Source organism: Micromonospora terminaliae (assembly GCF_009671205.1).
Lineage (GTDB): Bacteria > Actinomycetota > Actinomycetes > Mycobacteriales > Micromonosporaceae > Micromonospora > Micromonospora terminaliae.
The window spans coordinates 1,000,048-1,019,795 of the sequence record NZ_CP045309.1 but is presented as its reverse complement, the minus strand read 5'-3'; the positions used below and the strand labels follow the sequence as shown (position 1 = coordinate 1,019,795).

Annotated in this window: 18 protein-coding genes; 9 read left to right on the top strand and 9 right to left on the bottom strand. The window is 76.0% G+C overall.

Translation table 11 applies throughout. The features are described 5' to 3' along the window. The first annotated feature begins 63 nt into the window (after positions 1–63). Together GCE86_RS04595 and GCE86_RS04590 are read left to right on the top strand one after the other, a co-directional pair. Positions 64–1,290 (top strand): cysteine desulfurase-like protein, encoded by a 1,227-nt coding sequence (locus tag GCE86_RS04595; protein WP_154225766.1) that lies wholly within the window; start codon positions 64–66, stop codon positions 1,288–1,290. Continuing rightward, entirely contained in the window at positions 1,287–1,574 is a 288-nt protein-coding gene (locus GCE86_RS04590) for a GNAT family N-acetyltransferase (protein WP_154225765.1), read from the top strand. Before GCE86_RS04595 ends, GCE86_RS04590 begins: the two co-directional genes overlap by 4 nt. A 17-nt stretch (positions 1,575–1,591) precedes the next feature. Here the strand turns inward: GCE86_RS04590 and GCE86_RS04585 are convergent, their stop codons facing one another. Next, positions 1,592–3,094: a glycoside hydrolase family 3 protein gene (locus GCE86_RS04585; protein WP_154225764.1), complete on the bottom strand. Its 1,503-nt coding sequence runs from the start codon at positions 3,092–3,094 to the stop codon at positions 1,592–1,594. A 135-nt stretch (positions 3,095–3,229) separates the two neighbouring features. On the opposite strand from GCE86_RS04585, the gene GCE86_RS32300 reads away from it, so the two are divergent. From GCE86_RS32300 to GCE86_RS04555, 7 genes are all read left to right on the top strand, one after another. Further along, positions 3,230–3,352: a hypothetical protein gene (locus GCE86_RS32300; RefSeq protein WP_255474570.1), complete on the top strand. Its 123-nt coding sequence runs from the start codon at positions 3,230–3,232 to the stop codon at positions 3,350–3,352. 85 nt (positions 3,353–3,437) lie between these two features. Next, positions 3,438–4,388 (top strand): TIGR03557 family F420-dependent LLM class oxidoreductase, encoded by a 951-nt coding sequence (locus GCE86_RS04580; RefSeq protein ID WP_154225763.1) that lies wholly within the window; start codon positions 3,438–3,440, stop codon positions 4,386–4,388. A gap of 87 nt (positions 4,389–4,475) precedes the next feature. Beyond that, a complete protein-coding gene (locus GCE86_RS04575; RefSeq protein ID WP_208818109.1) occupies positions 4,476–5,519 on the top strand; it encodes an ATP-binding protein in 1,044 nt (347 codons plus the stop codon). 3 nt (positions 5,520–5,522) lie between these two features. Further along, positions 5,523–7,358 carry a vWA domain-containing protein gene (locus GCE86_RS04570; protein WP_154225761.1) on the top strand — a complete coding sequence of 612 codons (1,836 nt, stop codon included), beginning with the start codon at positions 5,523–5,525 and terminating at the stop codon, positions 7,356–7,358. Positions 7,359–7,403: 45 nt separating this feature from the next. Beyond that, a complete protein-coding gene (locus GCE86_RS04565; protein ID WP_154225760.1) occupies positions 7,404–9,035 on the top strand; it encodes a RecQ family ATP-dependent DNA helicase in 1,632 nt (543 codons plus the stop codon). 66 nt (positions 9,036–9,101) lie between these two features. After that, positions 9,102–9,605 (top strand): hypothetical protein, encoded by a 504-nt coding sequence (locus tag GCE86_RS04560; protein ID WP_154225759.1) that lies wholly within the window; start codon positions 9,102–9,104, stop codon positions 9,603–9,605. Positions 9,606–9,727: 122 nt separating this feature from the next. Beyond that, complete coding sequence (locus tag GCE86_RS04555) at positions 9,728–10,768, top strand: helix-turn-helix domain-containing protein (RefSeq protein ID WP_154225758.1); 1,041 nt, start codon at positions 9,728–9,730, stop codon at positions 10,766–10,768. A gap of 164 nt (positions 10,769–10,932) precedes the next feature. Here the strand turns inward: GCE86_RS04555 and GCE86_RS04550 are convergent, their stop codons facing one another. The 8 genes from GCE86_RS04550 to GCE86_RS04515 are packed head-to-tail and all read right to left on the bottom strand — an operon-like array spanning position 10,933 to position 19,636. After that, entirely contained in the window at positions 10,933–11,922 is a 990-nt protein-coding gene (locus GCE86_RS04550; RefSeq protein ID WP_154225757.1) for a DNA topoisomerase IB, read from the bottom strand. Continuing rightward, positions 11,906–12,877, bottom strand: a complete 972-nt coding sequence (locus GCE86_RS04545) for a glycosyltransferase family 9 protein (RefSeq protein ID WP_154225756.1) — start codon at positions 12,875–12,877, stop codon at positions 11,906–11,908. Before GCE86_RS04545 ends, GCE86_RS04550 begins: the two co-directional genes overlap by 17 nt. Beyond that, the gene (locus GCE86_RS04540) at positions 12,874–13,575 is read right to left on the bottom strand and encodes an SDR family oxidoreductase (RefSeq protein ID WP_154225755.1); all 702 of its coding nucleotides are present in this window, start codon (positions 13,573–13,575) and stop codon (positions 12,874–12,876) included. Before GCE86_RS04540 ends, GCE86_RS04545 begins: the two co-directional genes overlap by 4 nt. Beyond that, complete coding sequence (locus GCE86_RS04535; protein ID WP_154225754.1) at positions 13,572–15,047, bottom strand: PfkB family carbohydrate kinase; 1,476 nt, start codon at positions 15,045–15,047, stop codon at positions 13,572–13,574. Before GCE86_RS04535 ends, GCE86_RS04540 begins: the two co-directional genes overlap by 4 nt. An 11-nt stretch (positions 15,048–15,058) precedes the next feature. Continuing rightward, complete coding sequence (locus GCE86_RS04530) at positions 15,059–15,751, bottom strand: D-sedoheptulose-7-phosphate isomerase (RefSeq protein WP_154225753.1); 693 nt, start codon at positions 15,749–15,751, stop codon at positions 15,059–15,061. Next, a complete protein-coding gene (locus GCE86_RS04525) occupies positions 15,751–16,968 on the bottom strand; it encodes a glycosyltransferase (RefSeq protein WP_154225752.1) in 1,218 nt (405 codons plus the stop codon). The genes GCE86_RS04530 and GCE86_RS04525 overlap by 1 nt, the downstream gene beginning before the upstream one ends. After that, positions 16,953–17,927 carry a glycosyltransferase gene (locus GCE86_RS04520; RefSeq protein ID WP_154225751.1) on the bottom strand — a complete coding sequence of 325 codons (975 nt, stop codon included), beginning with the start codon at positions 17,925–17,927 and terminating at the stop codon, positions 16,953–16,955. Before GCE86_RS04520 ends, GCE86_RS04525 begins: the two co-directional genes overlap by 16 nt. Beyond that, the gene (locus tag GCE86_RS04515) at positions 17,924–19,636 is read right to left on the bottom strand and encodes an HAD-IIIA family hydrolase (protein WP_167537027.1); all 1,713 of its coding nucleotides are present in this window, start codon (positions 19,634–19,636) and stop codon (positions 17,924–17,926) included. Before GCE86_RS04515 ends, GCE86_RS04520 begins: the two co-directional genes overlap by 4 nt. Between the last annotated feature and the right edge of the window lie 112 nt (positions 19,637–19,748).

The window sequence follows — 19,748 nt, the reverse complement described above, 5'->3', positions numbered from 1 at the left end:
TACGAGACGGCGGCCACACCGCCACCCGCCGGTGATCGTTCCGGGGCGGGTTAGGGTCCCGGCATGCCCTTCGACATCGCCCGCACCCGGGCCGCCTACCCCGCCCTGACCGAGGGCTTCGCCCACTTCGACGGCGCCGGCGGCACCCAGACCGCCCAGCCGGTGATCGAGGCGGTCGCCGCCGCCATGACGGCCGCCACCGGCAACCGGAGCACCGCGTTCGTGCCGGGCCGGCGGTCGCTGGACCTCGTGGCCGCGGCGCGCGCGGCGGTGGCCGACCTGCTCGGCGCGGAACCCGGCGGCGTGGTGCTCGGCCCGAGCGCCACGGCGCTCACGTACACGCTGGCCCGGACGCTCGGCGCGGCCTGGCGGCCCGGCGACGAAGTGGTGGTCTCCCGGCTCGACCACGACGCCAACGTCCGGCCCTGGGTGCAGGCGGCCGAGGCCGCCGGGGCGACCGTGCGCTGGGCCGAGTTCGACCCGGCGACCGGTGACCTGCCCGCCGGCCAGTACGCCGACCTGGTCACCGAGCGCACCCGGCTCGTGGCGGTGACCGCCGGCAGCAACGCGATCGGCACCGTGCCGGACGTGGCGGCGATCGCCAAGACCGCGCACGCGGCCGGCGCGCTGGTCTGCGTGGACGGGGTCCACGCGGTGCCGCACGGGCCGACCGACCTGGCGTCGCTCGGCGCGGACTTCCTGGTGACCAGCGCCTACAAGTGGTCCGGGCCGCACCTGGCCGCGATGGCCGCCGACCCGGACCGGTGGGCGTCGCTGCGCCCGGCCAAGCTGATCCCCTCCTCCGACGCGGTCCCGGACCGGTTCGAGTACGGCACGCCGAGCTTCCCCCTGCTGGCCGGGGTGGTCGCGGCGGTGGACCACCTGGCGGCCCTGGATCCGGCCGCGACCGGCAGCCGCCGGGACCGGGTCCGGGCCGGGCTGGCCGCCGCCCAGGCGCACGAGGAGGCCGTCTTCGAGCGGCTGCTCGCCGGGCTGGCGGCCCGGCCCTTCGTCACCGTCCACGGCACGCCGGCCCGGCGCTGCCCGACGGTGTCCTTCCGGGTGGCGGGGTCGGCCCCGGCGGAGACGGCGGCGGCGCTGGGCGCGGCCGGGGTCTGCCTCTCCTCCGGCGACTACTACGCCTACGAGTACTTCCGCACCATGGGCCTGCGGGACAGCGGCGGCGCGGTCCGCGCCAGCGTCTACCACTACAACACGGTCGAGGAGGTGGACCGCTTGCTGGCCGAACTCGACCGGCTGGCGGCGGGCGGGGAGACAATGGCCGGGTGAGCTTCCTGGTCGAGGAGAACCCCGCGCGGCACCGCTTCGAGATCCTGGTCGACGACGCCCTGGCCGGGTCCACCGAGTACGTGCCGCGCGGGGAGGTGCTGGTCTTCACGCACACCGAGGTGGACGAGCGCTTCCAGAACATGGGGGTGGGCTCGGCGCTGATCAAGGGCACACTCGACCAGATCCGCGAGCGGGGCGGCCGTATCGCGACGCAGTGCCGCTTCATGGCCGCGTTCATCGAGCGCCACCCCGAGTACGCCGACCTGGTGGTCCCCGAACCCTGACCGGCCGGGCCCGGGGCTCAGCGGGCGCCGGCGAGCAGTTCGGCGGCGGCGCGGGCGGCGGCCCGGGTGGCGCCGTGGGTGGCCACGTGCACCGCGCCGGTGACCAGCTCGGGCACGCCCAGCTCGACGACCACCGCGTCCGGGCGGGTGGCCAGGGCGCGGGACACGGCGTCGCGCATCCAGTCGTGCCGGTGCAGGTCCCGCACCACGAGCACGAGCGGGCGACCGGCCGTGCCGGCGGCCGGGTCGGCGGGGACCTCGTCCCGGGCGTACCGGGCGGTCGTGGTGCCGGGCGCCAGGTCGGCCAGGGGCGCGGCGATCCCCCACGGGGTCTCGTCGCCGATGGCCATGTTGTGTGGCGGGGCGAACTCGACCACGTGCGCCGGACCGGCCAGCGGCAGCAGCCCGCCCGTGGCGGCGACCACCCGCAGGGCCCGGCGGGCGGCGGCCAGGCCGATCGCCGAGCCGGCGGCGGCGGGCCGGGCACCGGACCGGCCGGCGCGGGCGGCGACCGTCCAGGCGGCCAGCTGCCCGACGCGCTTGGCCGCCTCGGCCAGGCGCTCCTCCGGCAGTTCGCCGGCGACCACGGCGGCCACGATGGCGTCGCGCAGCTCGCGGGCGTCGGCCTCGGTGGCCCGCTCGCCGCCCACGCAGATCGCGTCCGCACCGGCGGCGAGCGCGCGGACCGTCGCACCCGCGAAGCCGTACCGGTCGGCGACCGCCCCCATCTCCACCGCGTCGGTCACCACCACGCCGCCGAACCCGAGCTCCTCGCGGAGCAGGCGGCCCAGGATGCGCGGGCTCAGGGTGGCCGGCAGCTCCGGATCCAGCGCCGGCACCAGCAGATGCCCGGTCATGATCGCCTGCGCCCCGGCGGTCACCGCGGCCCGGAACGGGGCCAGCTCGACCGTGTCCAGCCGGGCCCGGTCGCCGCCGATGCGGGGCAGGTCGTGGTGGGAGTCGACCCGGGTGTCGCCGTGCCCGGGGAAGTGCTTGGCGCAGGCCGCGACGCCACCGGCCTGCAGGCCGCGGATCCAGGCGGCGGTGTGCCGGGCGACCAGGGCCGGGTCGGCGCCGAACGAGCGGACGCCGATCACCGGGTTCTCGGGGTTGGAGTTGACGTCGGCGTCCGGGGCGTAGTTGAGCGTGACGCCCACGGCGGCGAGCTCGGCGCCCAGGTCGCGGGCGACCTCCTCGGTCAGGGCCGGGTCGTCGACCGCGCCGAGGGCGAGGTTGCCGGGCCGGGAGCTGCCCCGGACCGACTCGATCCGGGTGACGTCGCCGGCCTCCTCGTCGATCGCCACGATCACGTCGGGGCGCTCGGCGCGGAGGGCGGCGGTGAGCGCGGCGACCTGCTCGTGGTCGACGACGTTGCGGGCGAAGAGCACCACCGAGCCGAGCCCCTCGCCGAGCCAGCGGCAGACCCACGGGGGCGGCGTGGTGCCGACGAACCCCGGTTGCAGGACGGCGGCCGCCAGGGCCGCCAGGTCTCCGGTCGCTCCCACGATCCGCTCGCTCATGCGCTGTCGTACCCCCGTCTTCCCCACGGCCCGCCGCCCGGCGGTGCTGCCATGGTCACACCGCGTCCCGAAATAGTCAACAATCCTTACTGTTAGCGGCTGGCACCGCCGGGCGACCCGTGGGAGAGTGCGGGCATGCCTCCCGCCCTGCTCGCCGACGCCACCAGCGCCGCGGACATCCCCGGCGTACGCCTGCTCGGCCTGGTGGTCGGCGGCCTGTTCCTGCTGATCGCCATCCGGGCGATGTTCCGCCGCTGACCCGCCGCGTTCGGAGCGCGTCTCCCGGGGTAGGGCTCTCGTTGTCCGGCGTGCGCCCGGCACGCGGACGCGGCGAGGGGGAACGATGAAGATCGGCTACTTTCTGTCCAGTGAGGAGTACACCCCGGCGGAGCTGCTGGAACAGGCGCGCGGCGCCGAGCGGGCCGGCTTCGAGGCACTGTGGATCTCCGACCACTACCACCCCTGGGTCGACGCGCAGGGGCAGAGCCCCTTCGTCTGGTCGACCATCGGCGCCCTCAGCCAGGTCTGCCGGCTGCCGGTGACCACGGCGGTCACCTGCCCGACCGTCCGCATCCACCCCGCGGTGATCGCGCAGGCCGCGGCGACCAGCGCCGTGCTGCACGAGGGCCGTTTCGTGCTCGGGGTGGGCAGCGGCGAGGCGCTCAACGAGCACATCTTCGGCGACCCGTGGCCGCAGGCCGACGTCCGGCTGGAGATGCTGGAGGAGTCGATCGAGGTGATCCGCAAGCTGTGGACGGGCGACTTCGTCAACCACCACGGCAGGCACTACACCGTCGAGCACGCCCGGATCTACACCCGGCCCGACACGCCCCCGCCGATCTACGTCTCCGGCTTCGGCGCGAAGTCGATCGAGCTGGCCGCCCGGATCGGCGACGGCTACGTCAGCACCATGCCCGACGCCGACATGGTGCGCCGGTTCCGCGACTCCGGCGGCGGCGACAAGCCCTGCCAGGCCGGGTTCAAGGCCGCGTACGCCGACAGCGAGGACGAGGGCGTGCGGATCGCGTACGAGCGGTGGCCCAACGCCGGCGTGCCGGGCGAGCTGTCCCAGGTGCTCCCGTCGCCCCGCCACTTCGAGCAGGCCGCGCAGCTGGTCCAGCCGGAGATGATGAAGGAGTCGTTCGTCTGCGGCAAGGACGCCGACGCCCACCTGGAGATGATCGACAAGTACGCCAAGGCCGGCTTCGACGAGATCTACGTGGCCAACACCGGCCCGCACTGGCAGGGCCTGTTCGACCTCTACGAGCGCGAGGTGCTCCCCCGGCTGCGCTGAGAGCCGCACCGGCCGGGGCCACCGGAATTCGGGTGCGCGAGGGGTGCCTCACTTCCGATCATGGTGGGCGTGCATTCCGCCCTCACGGTGACCCCGGCCGAGCTGCCCGCGCTGCTGCTGCACGTGGCGGTGGTCCGGCCCGTCTTCGTCTGGGGACCGCCCGGCATCGGCAAGAGCTCGCTGGTGCGGGCCTTCGCCGACTCGCTCGGCCTGCCCTGCGTGACCCTGGTCGGCACCCAGCTCGCCGCGGAGGACCTGATCGGGGTGCCGGAGCTGCGCGACGGCCGCAGCCGGTTCGCGCCGCCGGAGTCCATCGCGCGGGACGAGCCGTACTGCCTCTTCCTGGACGAGCTCAACTCCTCCAGCCCGGAGGTGCAGAAGGCGTTCTACTCGCTGATCCTGGACCGCCGGATCGGCTCGTACGAGCTGCCGGCCGGGTCCATCGTGATCGGCGCCGGCAACCGGGCCACCGACAACGCCCTCGCCCGCCCGATGGCGTCCGCGCTGGTGAACCGGCTGGTGCACGTGCACCTGCGCGCTTCGGCGACGGACTGGCTCGCCTGGGCGGCCGGCGCCGGGGTGCACCCGTGGGTGCGGGACTACCTGACCGAGCGCCCCGACCAGCTCTGGGTGGCCCCGCCGAATACCGAGGAGGCGTTCTCCACCCCGCGCAGCTGGCACATGCTCTCCGACGCCCTGCACTCCTTCGGCGACGACGTCGACGAGACGACCGTGCGGCTGCTGGCCGGCGGCACCCTCACGGGGCAGCACGCCGCCGGCTTCGCCGCGTACGTCAAGACGGTGCGCCACCGGTACGGCCTGGACGCCATCGTGCGGGGTGACGCCGGCTGGCCGCGGGCCCCGCACGACCGGGACCTGCTCTACTTCTTCGCCGAGGCCTTCCGCGCCCGGCTGGTCAAGGAGCTGCCCGCCTCCCGGGAGCACGCCTCCCCCGCGGTGCGGGACTTCTCGATCCGGGCCAAGGGACTGCTGGTGGAACTGGCCGAGATCTCCCTCGAGTGCGCGCAGCTCGTCGTCGCCACCGACGACGACGGGATGCCGGTGCTGCCGGCCTGGTTCCTGGTCGAGGTGACCCGGGACCTGCCCCGCCTCGTCGCGGCCCGGGCCTGAGCGATGGCGACCCGACGCCGGGGCGGACGCCGGCCGGACCCGAACGAGGAGGCGTTCGGCCGGGCCGAGAGGCGCGCGTACGACCATCCGATGTTCCGGCCCCTGCTCGCCGACGGCTATCCCCGCGCCCGGTTCCGCTGGGTGGACGACGACGCGGCCGCGGACGGGCGGGGCTGGGCCCGGGTGGCCGCCGACGGCGAGATCCGCGTCGACCGGCGCCGGCGCGCGGACACCGAGGAGTGGTGGTGGGTGGTGGCCCACTGCCTCCTGCATCTCGGCTTCGGCCACCTGGCGCCGGAACGCGCCGGCCGGACCGACCAGGCGGCGGCGGTCGCGGCCTGCGTGGCGGTGAGCCGCTTCCAGCTCGACGCGAAGCTGGGCCGGCCGCCCCGCCTGCTGCCCACCCCGCTGCCCGGCGGCACGGAGGAGCGGCTGGCCGCCGACTGGCGGCACCGCGGGATCCCGCCGGAGTACCTGGCCTGCGGCGTCGGCGGCCACGACGGCGACGTGGCGCTCCCGGCCGCGCCCGCCCGGCCGACCGCCCCGACCGTGCCCGGCACCCGCTGGCAGACCTGGCCGGAGCGCTTCGCCGTGGGCCTGGCGGCGGCCGCCACGGCGGCCGTGGAGGCGGCGGGCGCGCCGAAGCCGGGCCCGGGCGGTGTCACCCGCGACAACCCCTGGGAACGGGCCCGGCGCTGGTTCGTCTCGTCGTACCCGCTGCTCGGCGCGCTGGCCGCGGGGTTCCGGATCGTCGCCGACGCGGAGCTGGCGCGCTCCTGGGACATCACGGTCGCCGCCGTGGACGCCGGCGCCGGGGAGATCTACGTCAACCCGCTCCGGGTCATGCCGGAGGCGCAGTGCCGTTTCGTGCTGGCGCACGAGATGCTGCACGCCGCGCTGCGGCACGGCGACCGGGTGGCGCACCGCGACCCGTACCTGTGGAACGTCGCCACCGACTACGTCGTCAACGGCTGGCTCGTGGAGATGGCGGTCGGCGAGATGCCCGAGGGCCTGCTGCACGACCCGCAGCTGCGCGGCCTCTCGAGCGAGGCGGTGTACGACCGGCTCGTCACGGACCTGCGCCGCCACCGCAAGCTCGCCACCCTGCGCGGCCCGGGGCGGGGGGACATCCTGGGCCACGGGACGCCGGGACCGGGCGAGGCCCGCCGCGGCGTCGACCTGGACGAGTACTACCGGCGGGCGCTCACCGGCGGGCTCGCGTACCACGAGTCGGCCGGGCGCGGGCTGCTCCCGGCCGGGCTGGTCGCCGAGATCCGCGTGCTCGACGAACCGCCACCGCCGTGGGACGTGCAACTGGCCCGCTGGTTCGACGAGCGGTTCCCCGCGCGGGAGCGGCTGCGCTCGTACGCCCGGCCGTCGCGGCGGCAGGCGGCCACTCCGGGCATCCCGCGTCCCGGCTGGCACCGGCCCGAGGTGGAGGAGCGCCGGCCGACCTTCGGCGTGCTGTTGGACACCTCCGGGTCGATGGGCACCCGGCTGATGGGGCGGGCGCTCGGCGCCGTAGCCGCGTACGCCCTCGCCCGGGACGTGCCCGCCGCCCGCGTGGTGTTCTGCGACGCGGTGGCGTACGACGCCGGCTACCTGCCGGTGGAGGAGATCGCCGGGCGGGTGCGGGTGCGGGGCGGCGGGGGCACCGTGCTGCAGCCGGGCGTCCGCCTGTTGGAGGCTGCCGGTGACTTCCCGGCCGACGGCCCGATCCTGGTGATCACCGACGGCGAGTGCGACGTGCTGCGGATCCGCCGGGACCACGCGTTCCTGGTGTCCCGGGGCGCCCGACTGCCGTTCACGCCACGCGGCCCGGTGTTCCGGATGACCTGACGGCGCGGTTTCGGGGGTGATCGGCAGGGGTACCTGCGGCCACTGATGAAACTGACCAGGCACTCGACGACCCTGCGGCGCGCGGCCAAGAGCCTCTTCGGCTGGACCGCCCTCCGGCCGAACCAGCTGGCCGCCATGCGGGCGGTCATGAAGCGCCGCGACGCCCTGGTGGTGCTCCCCACCGGCGCGGGCAAGTCGGCGATCTACCAGATCCCGGCGAGCCTGATCCCCGGTCCCACGGTGGTCATCTCCCCGCTGCTCGCCCTCCAGCAGGATCAGATCGCCGCGCTCAACGAGCGGCAGCGCCCGGAGCTGCGGGCGGTCCGGATCAGCTCCGACGAGAGCGCGGCCCAGCAGGCCGAGGCGATCGCGGAGATCCGGGCGGGCCGCGCCGAGTTCCTGTTCATCACGCCGGAGGCGCTGAGCAACCCGGAGCGGCTGGCCGAGGTACGCGCGCTCAAGCCGGCGCTGGTCGCGATCGACGAGGCGCACTGCATCTCCGCCTGGGGGCACGACTTCCGCCCGGACTACCTGGCGCTCGGCCACCTCATCGAGGGCATCGGCCGGCCGCCGGTGGTGGCGCTCACCGCAACCGCCTCCCCGCCGGTGCGCGACGACATCGTCGCCCGGCTGCGGCTGCGCGACCCCGAGGTGGTGGTGTCGGGGCTGGACCGGCCCAACCTCTTCCTGGAGGTGGCCCACTGCCCCACCGACGACTACCGGTGGCGGCGGCTGGTCGCGCTGCTCCGCGACGACGAGCGGCCGGGCATCATCTACGTGCCGACCCGGCGGGCGGCCGAGGAACTCGCGCAGCGGCTCACCGACGCGGGCTTCCCGGCGCAGTACTACCACGGCGGGATGCCGACCGGCGCGCGCAACGAGCTGCACGAGGCCTTCCTCGCCGACCAGGTGCCGATCATGGTGGCCACCTCGGCGTTCGGCATGGGCATCGACAAGCCGAACATCGCGTGGGTGGTGCACATGGCGCTGCGCGACTCGCCGGACAGCTACTTCCAGGAGATCGGCCGGGCCGGCCGGGACGGGGCGCCCGCCCGGGTGCTGCTGCTCTGGCGCGCCGAGGACGTCGGTCTCCAGCGGTACTTCAGCGGCGGCCTGCCCGACGAGAAGGAGCTGGCGGAACTCGCCGCCCTGCTGCGCAAGCAGGCCCGCACCAAGAAGGAGCTGCGCGAGCTGACCGGCCTCGGGCCGCGCAAGCTCGGCCAGTACCTGTCCCTGCTGGAGCAGGTGGGCGCCGCGGAACCCCGGGCCCGGCAGCGGATCGCCGCCCCCCGGTACGCCCCGGCGGCCGCCGAGTCCGGCCGCGCCGCGCTCGCCGAGGCGGAACGCCAGCAGACGGTGACCCGGTCGCGGACCGACATGATGCGCGCCTTCGCGGAGACCACCGGCTGCCGGGGGCAGGCGCTGCTGGCGTACTTCGGCGAGCAGATGAACGAGGTCTGCGGGCACTGCGACAACTGCCACGCCGGCACCAGCGTCGCCGCGGACGGCGCGGTCGGGCCGTTTCCCGTGCACAGCCAGGTCCGCCACCCGGAGTGGGGTGCCGGTCTGGTGCTGAGCTACGAGGAGGACCGGATGACGGTGCTCTTCGACGAGGTGGGCTACAAGACGCTGTCCGTCCGCGTGGTGTCCGAACAGGGGCTGCTGGAGCTGGACTAGCCTGACCCGGGCGCCGCGGAGGCGGTGCCCGTCGACAACGACGACCACGGCGAAAGGGGCTTGATCGTGATCGAGCAGCCGGCGTACACCGGGTTCGGTTTCTCCGACGAGGAGTGGGGGCTGCTGGTCGGGCTGCCGCAGTCGGTCCTCGCCGCGGCGGCCGCGGCCGAGTCCGACGGCACCCGGCGCACCATGGCCGAGAACGCCGCCGGGCTGGAGACCATCGCGGCGGGCCGCGAGTCGGCCAGCCCACTGGTGGCCGCGGTCGCCGGGGAGGTGGTCTCCCGGGTGGGCGACCCCGAGATCGGCGCCGAGCTGCCGATCATCACCCCCGACGACCCGCAGGCGATGATCGACGACGTGCTCGCCCGGGCCGGGCAGGCGTCGGCGCTGCTGTCCGGCAAGATCGACGAGGGGCAGGCCGGCGCGTACCGGCACTGGCTGGTGGAGATCGCCGAGCAGGTGGTGGGCGCCGCGTCCACGGGCGGCATCCTGGGTCTCGGCGGCGACGTGGTGAGCGACTCGGAGCGGCGCTTCCGCGACCGGCTCTCCCACGTGCTCAACGACTGAACGGACTCTTAACAGAAGATTTCACATCCGTCAATGACGGCTATGTCACGCCCCACGGGTGCCAACTTCCGGCCTCGTGGGGCGTCCTGCCTATGAAGGCGACACACCAACGGGGGTCCGGCATGGACGCACAACTGACGCGGCACGTCTTCGACACGGAGCAGGTGCCCGCCGCCGACCGTTTCGGGCTGTGGCTGGACATGCTCGCCAGCACGCCCGGCCTCATGCGGGTGCGCACCGAGCACGCCGACAACTTCGTGGCCCGGTCCGAGTTCCTCGACCTGGGCCCCATGCAGCTGGTCCGCCACCGCTACCCCCCGCTCGACGCCGTCCGGACCCGGAAGTTGATCCAGCGCTCCGACGCGGACTACTACGTGCTCGCGCTGACCCTCGCGGGCACCGGCATCACCGACCAGGAGGGGCAGCGCGGCATCTGCCGCCCCGGCGACTTCACGTTCTACGACTGCGCCCGTCCGCAGGAGATCAGCCACCACGGCGTCGATGAGGACCAGCCGGTCAGCTCCATCGTGGCCTTCATCCCGTACGAGTCGCTGCCGCTGTCGAGTCGCCGGCTCGCGCCCCTGTTCGCCGGCCGCATGTCCGGCGACGAGGGGATCGGCGCCCTGCTGGCCGACTACCTCATCCGGCTCACCGGCCATCCCGAGCAGTACCACGCGGCAGACGCGGAGCGGCTGGGCGGCGTGGGGCTCGACCTGGTGTCCACCCTGCTGGGCCGGCACCTGGTCTCCGAGGACGCGGTGCCCACCGAGGTGCGGCGGCGGGCCCTGCTGGCCCAGGTGCGCTCGCACGTCCGCCAGCACCTCGGCGACCCGGCGCTGACCCCGCAGTCGATCGCCGACGCGCACCACGTCTCCGTCCGGTCGCTGCACCGGCTCTTCGAGGACGAGGAGACCACGGTGGCGGCGTACATCCGGGACGAGCGGCTGGAGCGGTGCCGCCGGGACCTCGCCGACGCGGCGCTGGCCGACCGGCCGATCCAGCTCGTCGCCGGCCGCTGGGGTTTCCGGGACAAGGCGCACTTCAGCCGGGCGTTCCGCACCGCGTACGGGGAGACGCCGCAGGCGTACCGGGCGCGGCACCTGGAAGCGGCACGGATCGTCAACACGGCGGCGTCCGCAGTCAACTCCGGCCGGACATACTGAGTGCGGGCCGGCCGGGCGACCGGCGCGGCCCACTGGTATCGGGGGGCCGTGGCGAGGCGCCCGCGGCGATCTCCGTCGCGGGCGGCCGCCCGGTGGCCCACCGAGGGGCCACACCGGGTTTCCGGCCCCGTCGTGCTTCCCCCCAGGATCGACGGCGGGGCCGGTCAGCCCGCCTCCTCCTCCAGCAGCACCAGCACCGCCTTCTCCGCGGCCTCGCGCGGCATCTCGGGCTCCACCGGCGCCAGCACCCCGTCGTGGAAGAGGTCGACCACCCGCGGGTCCACGTAGGACGTGCGGGCCACCGTGGGGGTGTTGCCGAGCAGCTCGGCGACCGAGCGCATGACGGCCGCCACCGCCCGCCTGCGGGCCGCCGTGGAGCGCTGCGGGCCGAGCGTGGCGAGCTCCGTGGCGGCCAGGACGGTGGCGTGCCAGGTGCGGAAGTCCTTGGCGGTCATCTCCCCGCCGCTGGCCTCGCGCAGGTAGTCGTTGACCTCGTCGCTGCGCACGTCCCGCCAGGTCCGGCCGTCCCAGTAGCCGAACAGGCGCTCCTCGGCCCGCCGCCGGCGGCGCAGGTTGGTGAGCACCCGGCACAGCTCCGGGTCCTCGATCCGGCGGACCTGCTCGATGCCGCCCTTCGCCGGGAACTCGAAGACCACGCAGCCGCCCCGCGAACGGGCGTGCTCCGGGCGCAGGGTGGAGACGCCGAAGGTGGCGTCCTCGCCGGTGGCGTACTGGTCGTTGCCGACCCGGAACGTGCCCATGTCGAGCAGCCGGGCGACGGTGGCCAGGATCCGCTCCCGCCGCAGGCCGCGCAGCGCCAGGTCGTGCTCGACCCGGTCGCGCAGCACGGGCAGCCGGTGGGCCACCTCCAGCACGTGGTCGAACTTGGCCTCGTCCCGCTTCTCCCGCCACTTCGGGTGGTAGAGGTACTGCTTGCGGCCGGCGGCGTCGATCCCCGTGGCCTGGATGTGCCCGTTCGGGTACGGCGAGATCCACACGTCCTGCCAGGCCGGTGGGATCACGAGGTCGCGCAACCGGGCCAGCTCGTCCGGGTCGCGCACCGGTTCGCCCTTCGCGTCGACGAAGAGCCAGCCCTTGCCCCGCCGCCGGCGCCCGTACCCCGGCCGGCCCGGATCACTACGCCGCAATCGCACCGGACACCCGCACCGCCCGTTCCGCCTCGTCCACGGCGGCCACCACCTCGTCGACCTCGATGGCCGCCAATGTCGGGTGCGTTCCTACCCCGGCGGGACCGGGCCAATCCACGTCCGTCCCGTCCCGGTCCGCGACCCCGAGCACCCGGTGCCGGGGCCGGTCGGGCGGCGGGCCCCAGTGCGCCGGCGGCACCGGCCCGAAGAGCACCACCGACGCGGTGCCGTACCCGGTGGCCAGGTGGGCGATCCCGGTGTCCCCGCTGACCACGAGCCGGGCGCCGGCCACCAGGGCGGCCAGCTCGGCCAGGCCGGTGCGGCCGGCGAGCACCGCGTCCGGGGGCAGCCCGGCGTCCCGGGCCACCCGGGCCGCCAGGTCCCGCTCGTCGGTCGAACCGGTGAGCACCACCCGGTGTCCCCGGTCGGCGAGGATCCGGGCCAGCGCGGCGAAACGGTCCGCCGGCCAGCGCTTCGCGGCGACCTTGCTGCCGGGGTGCAGCAGGGTGACCCCGGCCGGGACGGCGGCGTCCGGCGGCCGGTGCAGCGCCAGGTCGCCGGGGTCGGCCGGGAGGCCGTACCAGTGCAGCAGCCGGCACCAGCGGCGCACCTCGTGCTCGCCGTCGTCCCAGGCCGGTCCGGCGAGATGTCCGGCCTCGGCGTTGCGATAGGCGAGCAGCCGGCCCGGCCGGGCGGCGGCGAGCATCCGGTGCGACCGCGGGCCACGCCCGTGCAGGTTGACCGCCACCTCCGGCGGCGGGCCCGGCCATGCGGGCCGGTCGGCCAGCCCGGCCGTCGGCAGCACCCGGTCGACCGCCCCGGTGAGCTCGGCCAGCGGCGCGAGCCAGGCCGGCGCGGCCAGCACCAGCTCCCGCCCCGGGAGGCCGGCCCGCAGGCCGCGCAGCACCGGGACGGCGGTGGCCAGGTCGCCGACCCCGAGCGCCCGCAGCACCAGGATCACGGGTACGAGGACTCCTGCTCCGCGCAGACCACCATCTCGCGTACGGCGCAGCCGGCCGGCTGGGAGAGGGCGAACATCACCGCGGCGGCGGTGTCGGCGGGCTCGTTGAGCACGGCGTCCGGGCCGGGACGGTACTGGGCGTCCCGCTGGTCGAAGAAGGCGGTGCGCATGCCGCCGGGGATGAGCAGGGTGACGCCGACCGCGCCGGCCAGTTCGGCGGCGAGCGCCCGGGTGAAGCCGACCACCCCGAACTTCGCCGCGCAGTACGCGGTCGCGTCGCTGACCGCCTTCACGCCGAGCGTGGAGGCGATGGTGACGATGTTGCCCCGGGACGCCTCCAGGAAGGGCAGCGCGGCCCGGATCACGGCGGCGGTGGCGAGCAGGTCCACGGTGACGATCCGTTCCCAGGTCTCCGCCGGCACGTCGATGAGCTTCCCCGGCACGTCCATGCCGGCCGCGGTCACCACGGCGTCCAGCCCGCCGGAGCGTTCCGCGAGGTCCCGGGTCGCGGCCTCGGCGGCCCGGGTGTCGGCCAGGTCGCACTCGGCCCAGGGCACCCCGTCGGCGGGCCGCTGCCGGTCCAGCACCAGGGGACGGCCGCCGGCCCGGGCCACCGCGGCGACCACCGCCGCGCCGAGCCCGCTCGACCCGCCGGTGACCAGGACGGTCGGGCCGGCCCCGGGTGGACTGCTGCTCATGCCGCTCCCTCCGCCGTGGACCGGACGATCGCCGGAAGCCCGGACGTCGGCCAGCCCGCCGTGCCGCGCCCGGCGCGGGCCGCCGCGATCATGTCGGTGGTGGACCGGCCGTCCAGGTACGGCACCACCACCGTGTGCCCGCCCCAGCGGGCCAGGACCTGCGCCTCCGGGAGGGTCTCCGCGCCGCCGCCGCTGGCGTAGTCACCGCCCTTGACCCAGATGTCCGGCCGCAGCCAGGACAGCGCCGCGTGCGGGGTGGGCTCGTCGAAGATCAGGACGGCGTCGACGCAGCCCAGCGCGGCGAGCAGCCGGCCCCGGTCGCCCTGCGGCACGACCGGCCGCTCCGGCCCCTTCAGCCCGGCCACGCTGGTGTCGGAGTTCAGGCAGACCACGAGACAGTCGCCGAGCTGCCGGGCCGCCTGGAGGGTGGCCACGTGCCCGGCGTGCAGCAGGTCGAAGCAGCCGCCGGTGGCCACCACCGTGCCGCCCGCCGCGCGTACCCGGGACACCACCTCGCCGGCCGCGGCCGCGCCGATCCGGTCCCCGCCGCCGACGACCACCGCCGGGGCGGCGGTCCGGACCGGGGCGGGCAGCGCGGTGGCCACTCCCCCGTCGGCCACGTAGGCGGACGCCTCGGCCACCGCCTCCTGCACCGCCTCGGACACCAGCGCGCCCCGGGCCAGGGCCAGCGTGGCCGTGGCGGCGAACCGGTCCCCGGCGCCGCAGGTGTCCCCCTCGGCGGCCGGGGCGGGCACCACCAGCGGGGTGGAGCCGGCGTGGCAGAGCAGCGCGCCGTCCCCGCCCAGGGTCACCGCCACTGCGCCGGCCTGCCAGCGCCGGCGCAGCGCCTGCGCGCCGCGGGAGGCGGTGACCAGCCGGGACGCGCCCGGCGGCGCCTTGGCCAGTTCCCGTGCCTCGGACTCGTTCGGTGTGGCCAGGCTGACGCCGGGCACGGCGGCCGGGCCGCGCGGATGCGGGTCCCAGACCACCGGCGCCCGGGTCGCGGCGAGCGCGGCGCGCAGTGCCGGGTGCCGGGCGACGCCCCGGCCGTAGTCGCTGACCAGCACGGCGGAGGCGGTGGCGAGCAGGCGCAGCACGGCCTCGCTCGGCTCGCCCGGGTCGCCGGCCGGTCCGCCCCGGTCGTGGCGCAGCAGCACCCGGCCGCGGGCGTGCAGCCGGATCTTCTCGGGGGTCGCCCCGGCCAGCGGCAGCGCGTACAACTGCACGCCGGCGGCGGCCAGCAGGGTGCCCAGCCGGGCGCCGCCGGCGTCGTCCGCCACCGCGGTGACCAGCGCGACGTCGGCGCCCTGCGCGGCGGCGAAGACGGCGGCGAGGCCGGCGCCGCCGGGGCGGTCGACGTGCGTGGTCTCCTCGAGCACCGGCACCGGGGAGTCCGGGCAGAGCCGGTTCACCACCCCCTCGACGTCCCGGTCCAGCAGCGTGTCACCGAGCACCACCACGGGTCCCGTCATGCTCGACCTCCTCATCGGGCCTGCACCTTCCCGTCCGGGCCGTCGCCGAGCACCACCTCGACGCCGGCGCGCACCGTGTCGGCCGGCACCGGGTCGGCGGCGCGGGCGGCGAGCGCCGCCGGCAGCGCCCGGTCGACGTACTCGCAGAGCACATGGGTGGCGACCAGGTGCAGCTCCTGCACGACCTGGCTGTCCGGTGAGTCGATGGCGAGGGTCTCGTGGCAGGACCCGGCGAGCGGGTTGGGGGCGGGGCCGGTGAAGGCCCAGCAGCGCAGGCCGGTGTCGTGGCCGGCCTGGGCGGCGGTGAGGAGGTTGGTGCTGGTGCCGCTGGTGGACATGAGCAGGAGGATGTCGTCGGGTCGGCCGTGGGCGCGGACCTGGCGGGCGAAGACCTCGTCGTAGCCGTAGTCGTTGCCGATGGCGGTGAGGGCGGAGGTTTCGGCGTGCAGGGCGATGGCGGACAGTGGTTCGCGGTCGTCGCGGAGTTTGCCGACGAGTTCGGCGGTGAGGTGCTGGGCTTCGGCGGCGCTGCCGCCGTTGCCGGCGACCAGCAGCCGCCCGCCGGTGGCCAGCCGGTTCGCCAGCTCGCCGCCCCAGCGGGCCAGCAGCTGCTCCGCGTCGCGCAGCGGCAGCAGCGCGGCGGCCAGCCGGGTGAGGTGGTCCTCCAGCACCGTCCCACCGACGGCCGGCGTGGGCGCCGCCATCAGGCGACCACCCGGGAGGGCCGGCGCACGGTGGCCACCTCGGCGTACAGCGCGGCGAGCCGGTCGGCCGTGGTGGACCAGGAGTAGCGGGTCCGGGCGCGCTCCAGCGCCGCGGTGGCGTAGGCGAACCGGCGGAACCGGTCCCCGAGCAACGCGCGGATCGCCGCACCGAGGGCCGCCGGGTCGCGGGCGGGCACGAGGTCGCCGGTCCGGCCGGGCACCACCGTGTCGATCAGCCCGCCGACGGCGGTGCCGATCACGGGTACGCCGCACGCCATCGCCTCCAGCGGGGTGAGCCCGAACGGCTCGTACCAGGGGGCGGCCACCAGCACGTCCGCCGACCGGTACCAGCGGCCCATCTCCTCCCGGGGCACCGCCCCGATCAGCTTCACCCGGTCGGCGATGCCGCGGGACTGCGCGAGCGCGCGCAGCCGCAGCGCGTACGGGTCGGTCTCCAGCAGCCCGGCCGGCGGGCCGCCGACCACCACGCACTCGGCGTCCGGCACCAGCGCCGCGGCCCGGATGACGTCCTGGAAGCCCTTGCGCTCGACCAGCCGCCCGACGGTGAGGATCCGGGGCCGGGCGCCGTCCCGCTCGGCGACCGGGCCGAGCGGCGCGAAGGTGGACAGGTTCACCCCGGACGGCACGACGGTCATCCGGGACCGGGGCACACCCATCCGGACCAGCTCGGCGACCTCGTCCTGGCACTGGGCCACCACCCGGTCGACGGCGCGGCCCAGCCGGCGCTCGTGCCCGACCCGGCCCGGCGGGCTGGTGTCCTGCGCGCCCTGGTGCCGGCGCTTGACCGTGCCGAGCGCGTGGTACGTCTGCACCACCGGCACCCCCGTGCGGCGGGCGGCGGCCAGCCCGGCCAGGCCGCTCATCCAGAAGTGCGCGTGCACCACCTCGGGCTGCCAGTCGCCGGTGCGCCACCGCTCGGCCAGCCACTCCCCGAACGCCGGCATGTACGGCAGCAGGTCGTCCTTCGCCATCGGCTCGGCGGGCCCGGCGGGCACGTGCACCACGTCGTACCCGTCCGGGGCGCGGACCGTCACCGGCAGGTCCACCGCGTCGAGCCGGGTGTACACCCGCACGTCGTGACCGGCGGCCGCGAGCGCGGCGGAGAGCTCCGCGACATGCGTGTTCTGGCCGCCGGCGTCCTCCCCGCCGAGGACGGCGAGCGGGCTGGCGTGTTCCGAGATCATCGCGATGCGCATACTTCCTCCTCCAGCAGCCGGTCCCAGTCGGCGAGGAAACGCTCCAGGCCGTAGCGGTCGCGGGCGGCGGTCCGGGCCGCGGCACCCGCCCGGCGGGCCGCCGCCGGGTCGTCCAGCAGGCCCCGGGCCGCCTCGACCAGCACGTCGACCCGGGTGGAGAGGGCGCCGGCGGACGGCGGCACCGCCTCCACGGCCTCGGTGGTGGCCAGCGCGACCACCGGCATGCCCATGGTCATGGCCTCGACGAGGCTCAGCCCGAGCGAGGTCCACCGGCACAGGTGCAGGTACGCCCGCCGCTTGGCCAGCTCTGCGTGCATGGCGTGCTGCGGCACGTCGTCGTGGCTGGTCAGCCGGTCCGCCGACAGGCCCAGGTGCTCGGCGAGCCCGGCCACCTTCATGCCGTAGACGTCCAGCGGGGCCAGCTCGGCGAACCGGGCCAGCAGGTCGGTGCCGGTGACCCGCCAGCGGCGGACCGGCTCGTTGATGACCACGGCGAGCCGGTCCAGCTCCCCGGTCCACTCGACGGCCGGCGCGACCACCCCGTGCTCGACCACGGCGGTGCGGGTGCCGCCGTTGTCCCAGAACAGCTCGTTGAAGTGGGTGACGTGGGTGAGCAGCAGGTCGTCGCGGTCGGCCATGGGGTGGCGGGTGTTCGGCACGTCGCCCTTCGGGGTGTTGTGCTCGACGTAGACGGCCGGCACGTCCCGGCCGACCCGCCGGCCCAGCCACTCGCAGGCCAGGTCGAACTCCTCGGGCCGCTGGAGCAGCACCATGTCCACGTCGGCCCGGCGCAGGTCCGCCGGGGTCACCTCGACGGCGCTGTCCGGCCAGGGGTAGGTCCGCGCCCGGCCCAGCCCGTACGCCCCCCGGTCCGGGGTGACCGGCACCAGGTAGCGGTGCTTGCCGTGCACGAACGACGTGGTCCAGGACCCGTGCACGTGCCACACCAGGATGTTCATCCGACCACCCCGCCGGGGACGGTGACCAGCGGCTCGGGTGCGTCGGCGGGCACCCCGAGCAGCCGCAGCGCCTCCAGCACGCGCCCCGGCTCGACGGCGGAGAGGCAGGGGTGGCCGGGGACCGGGCAGCGCATGGCCCGGGTGTCCCGGCAGGCCGCACCGGCATCGCCGAGCCGGACCGTGGGCACCCGGTAGGGCCCCCACTGCCCGAAGGGGACGGTCGGGGCGAAGAGGCTCACGACCGGCACGCCGAGCGCCGCCGCGAGGTGCGCCGGCCCGGTGTTGCCGACCACCAGCGCGCCGGCCCGGGCGACCACCGCGGCCAGCTCACCGAGCCCGGTGCGCCCGCCCAGGTCGAGACCGCCCGCGGCGGCCACCTGCGCGGTCAGCTCGCGTTCGTCGGGACCGCCGGTGACCACCACCCGGTAGCCGGCGGCGCTGAGCACCCGGACGATCCGGGTGGCCAGCTCGAACGGACAGGCCCGGGTCTCCACCGAGGAGCCCGGGTGCAGCACCACGTAACCGGGCTCGCCGGCCGCGGGCGCGGGCGGCAGCCGGTCGGCGCGCAACCGCAGCCCCGGCTCGTCCCCGGCGGGCAGGCCGAAGCCGGCCGCCGCGGCGAGCGACAGCGCCCGCTCCGGCTCCGGCACCCCGACGGGCACCCGGTGCCGCACGTCGAGCAGGGCGCCCGGGTAGTCGTCGCTGATCGCGCTGATCCGCGGCACGCCCGCCATCCGCAGCAGCAGGGCGAGGGGCAGCGCCGACTGGTGGAAGGAGGTGAAGACGACCGCCTCCTCGGCGCCGACCGCGGCGATCCGGTCGACCAGGGCGCGCATCCGGGCCGGGTCGACCGGCGGGGCCGGGGCGTCGATCCACGGCAGCGGCCATTCGATGATCTCGTCGACGCCGGGCAGCAGCTCCGCCGCGGCCCGGCCGCGTGGCCCGCAGAGCAGCACCACCCGTTCCGCCCCGGCCGCCACCGCGCGGATCCCGGGGCCGGTGACCAGCACGTCGCCGGCCGCGTCGCTGCGCGCCACCAGCACGGTGCCGCGCCGGGGCGCCGGCTCGGGCGCGGCCACCAGCCGCATCCGGGCGAGGATGGTGCCGACCGCGTCCGGCAGGTCGGCGGCGACCGTCGGCGCGGCGGCCACCTCGGCGGCCCGGGTCGCCGGGGTGGGGACCAGGATGCCGGCGGCGCCGGCCGCCGCGGCGGCGGCCATGTCGGCGCCGATGTCGCCGACCAGGACACAGCGGCTCGGTGTGGTGCCGAGCGCCCGGGCGGCGGCGTGCACCAGCCCGGGGGCCGGTTTCCGGCAGGCACAGCCGTCCGGCTCGCCGTGGGGGCAGATCTGCCAGGTGTCGAAGGGTCCGATCAGCTCCTCCACCCGGGCGTTGACCCGGCGCAGGTCGTCGGCCGTGAAGCAGCCTCGGGCCAGGCCGGACTGGTTGCTGACCACCGCGAGGCGCAGCCCCGCCGCGCGCAGCCGGTCCAGCGCCTCCCGGGCGCCGGGAACCGGGCGGACCTTCTCCGGGTCGCCGTTGTAGGGCACGTCCTCGATGAGCGTGCCGTCCCGGTCCAGCAGCACCGCGTCGTACAGGCCGTGCGGGAACCGGTCAGCACCCGGGTCAACCCGGGCTGACCTGCACTGATCCCGCTCGTGGTCCCGTCGCACGGGCGGCGGGTTCCCGACCCCCCGAGGAGTAAACATCAACTTCGGCGGAGCCGCGTCCGCCGGTGCCGCACGGCCGGTCCGCACCGCGCTTCCCACCGGCCCGGTCCGGCGTTACCCGCCGCCCCCGAGAAGCTAACCCGACCGCCCG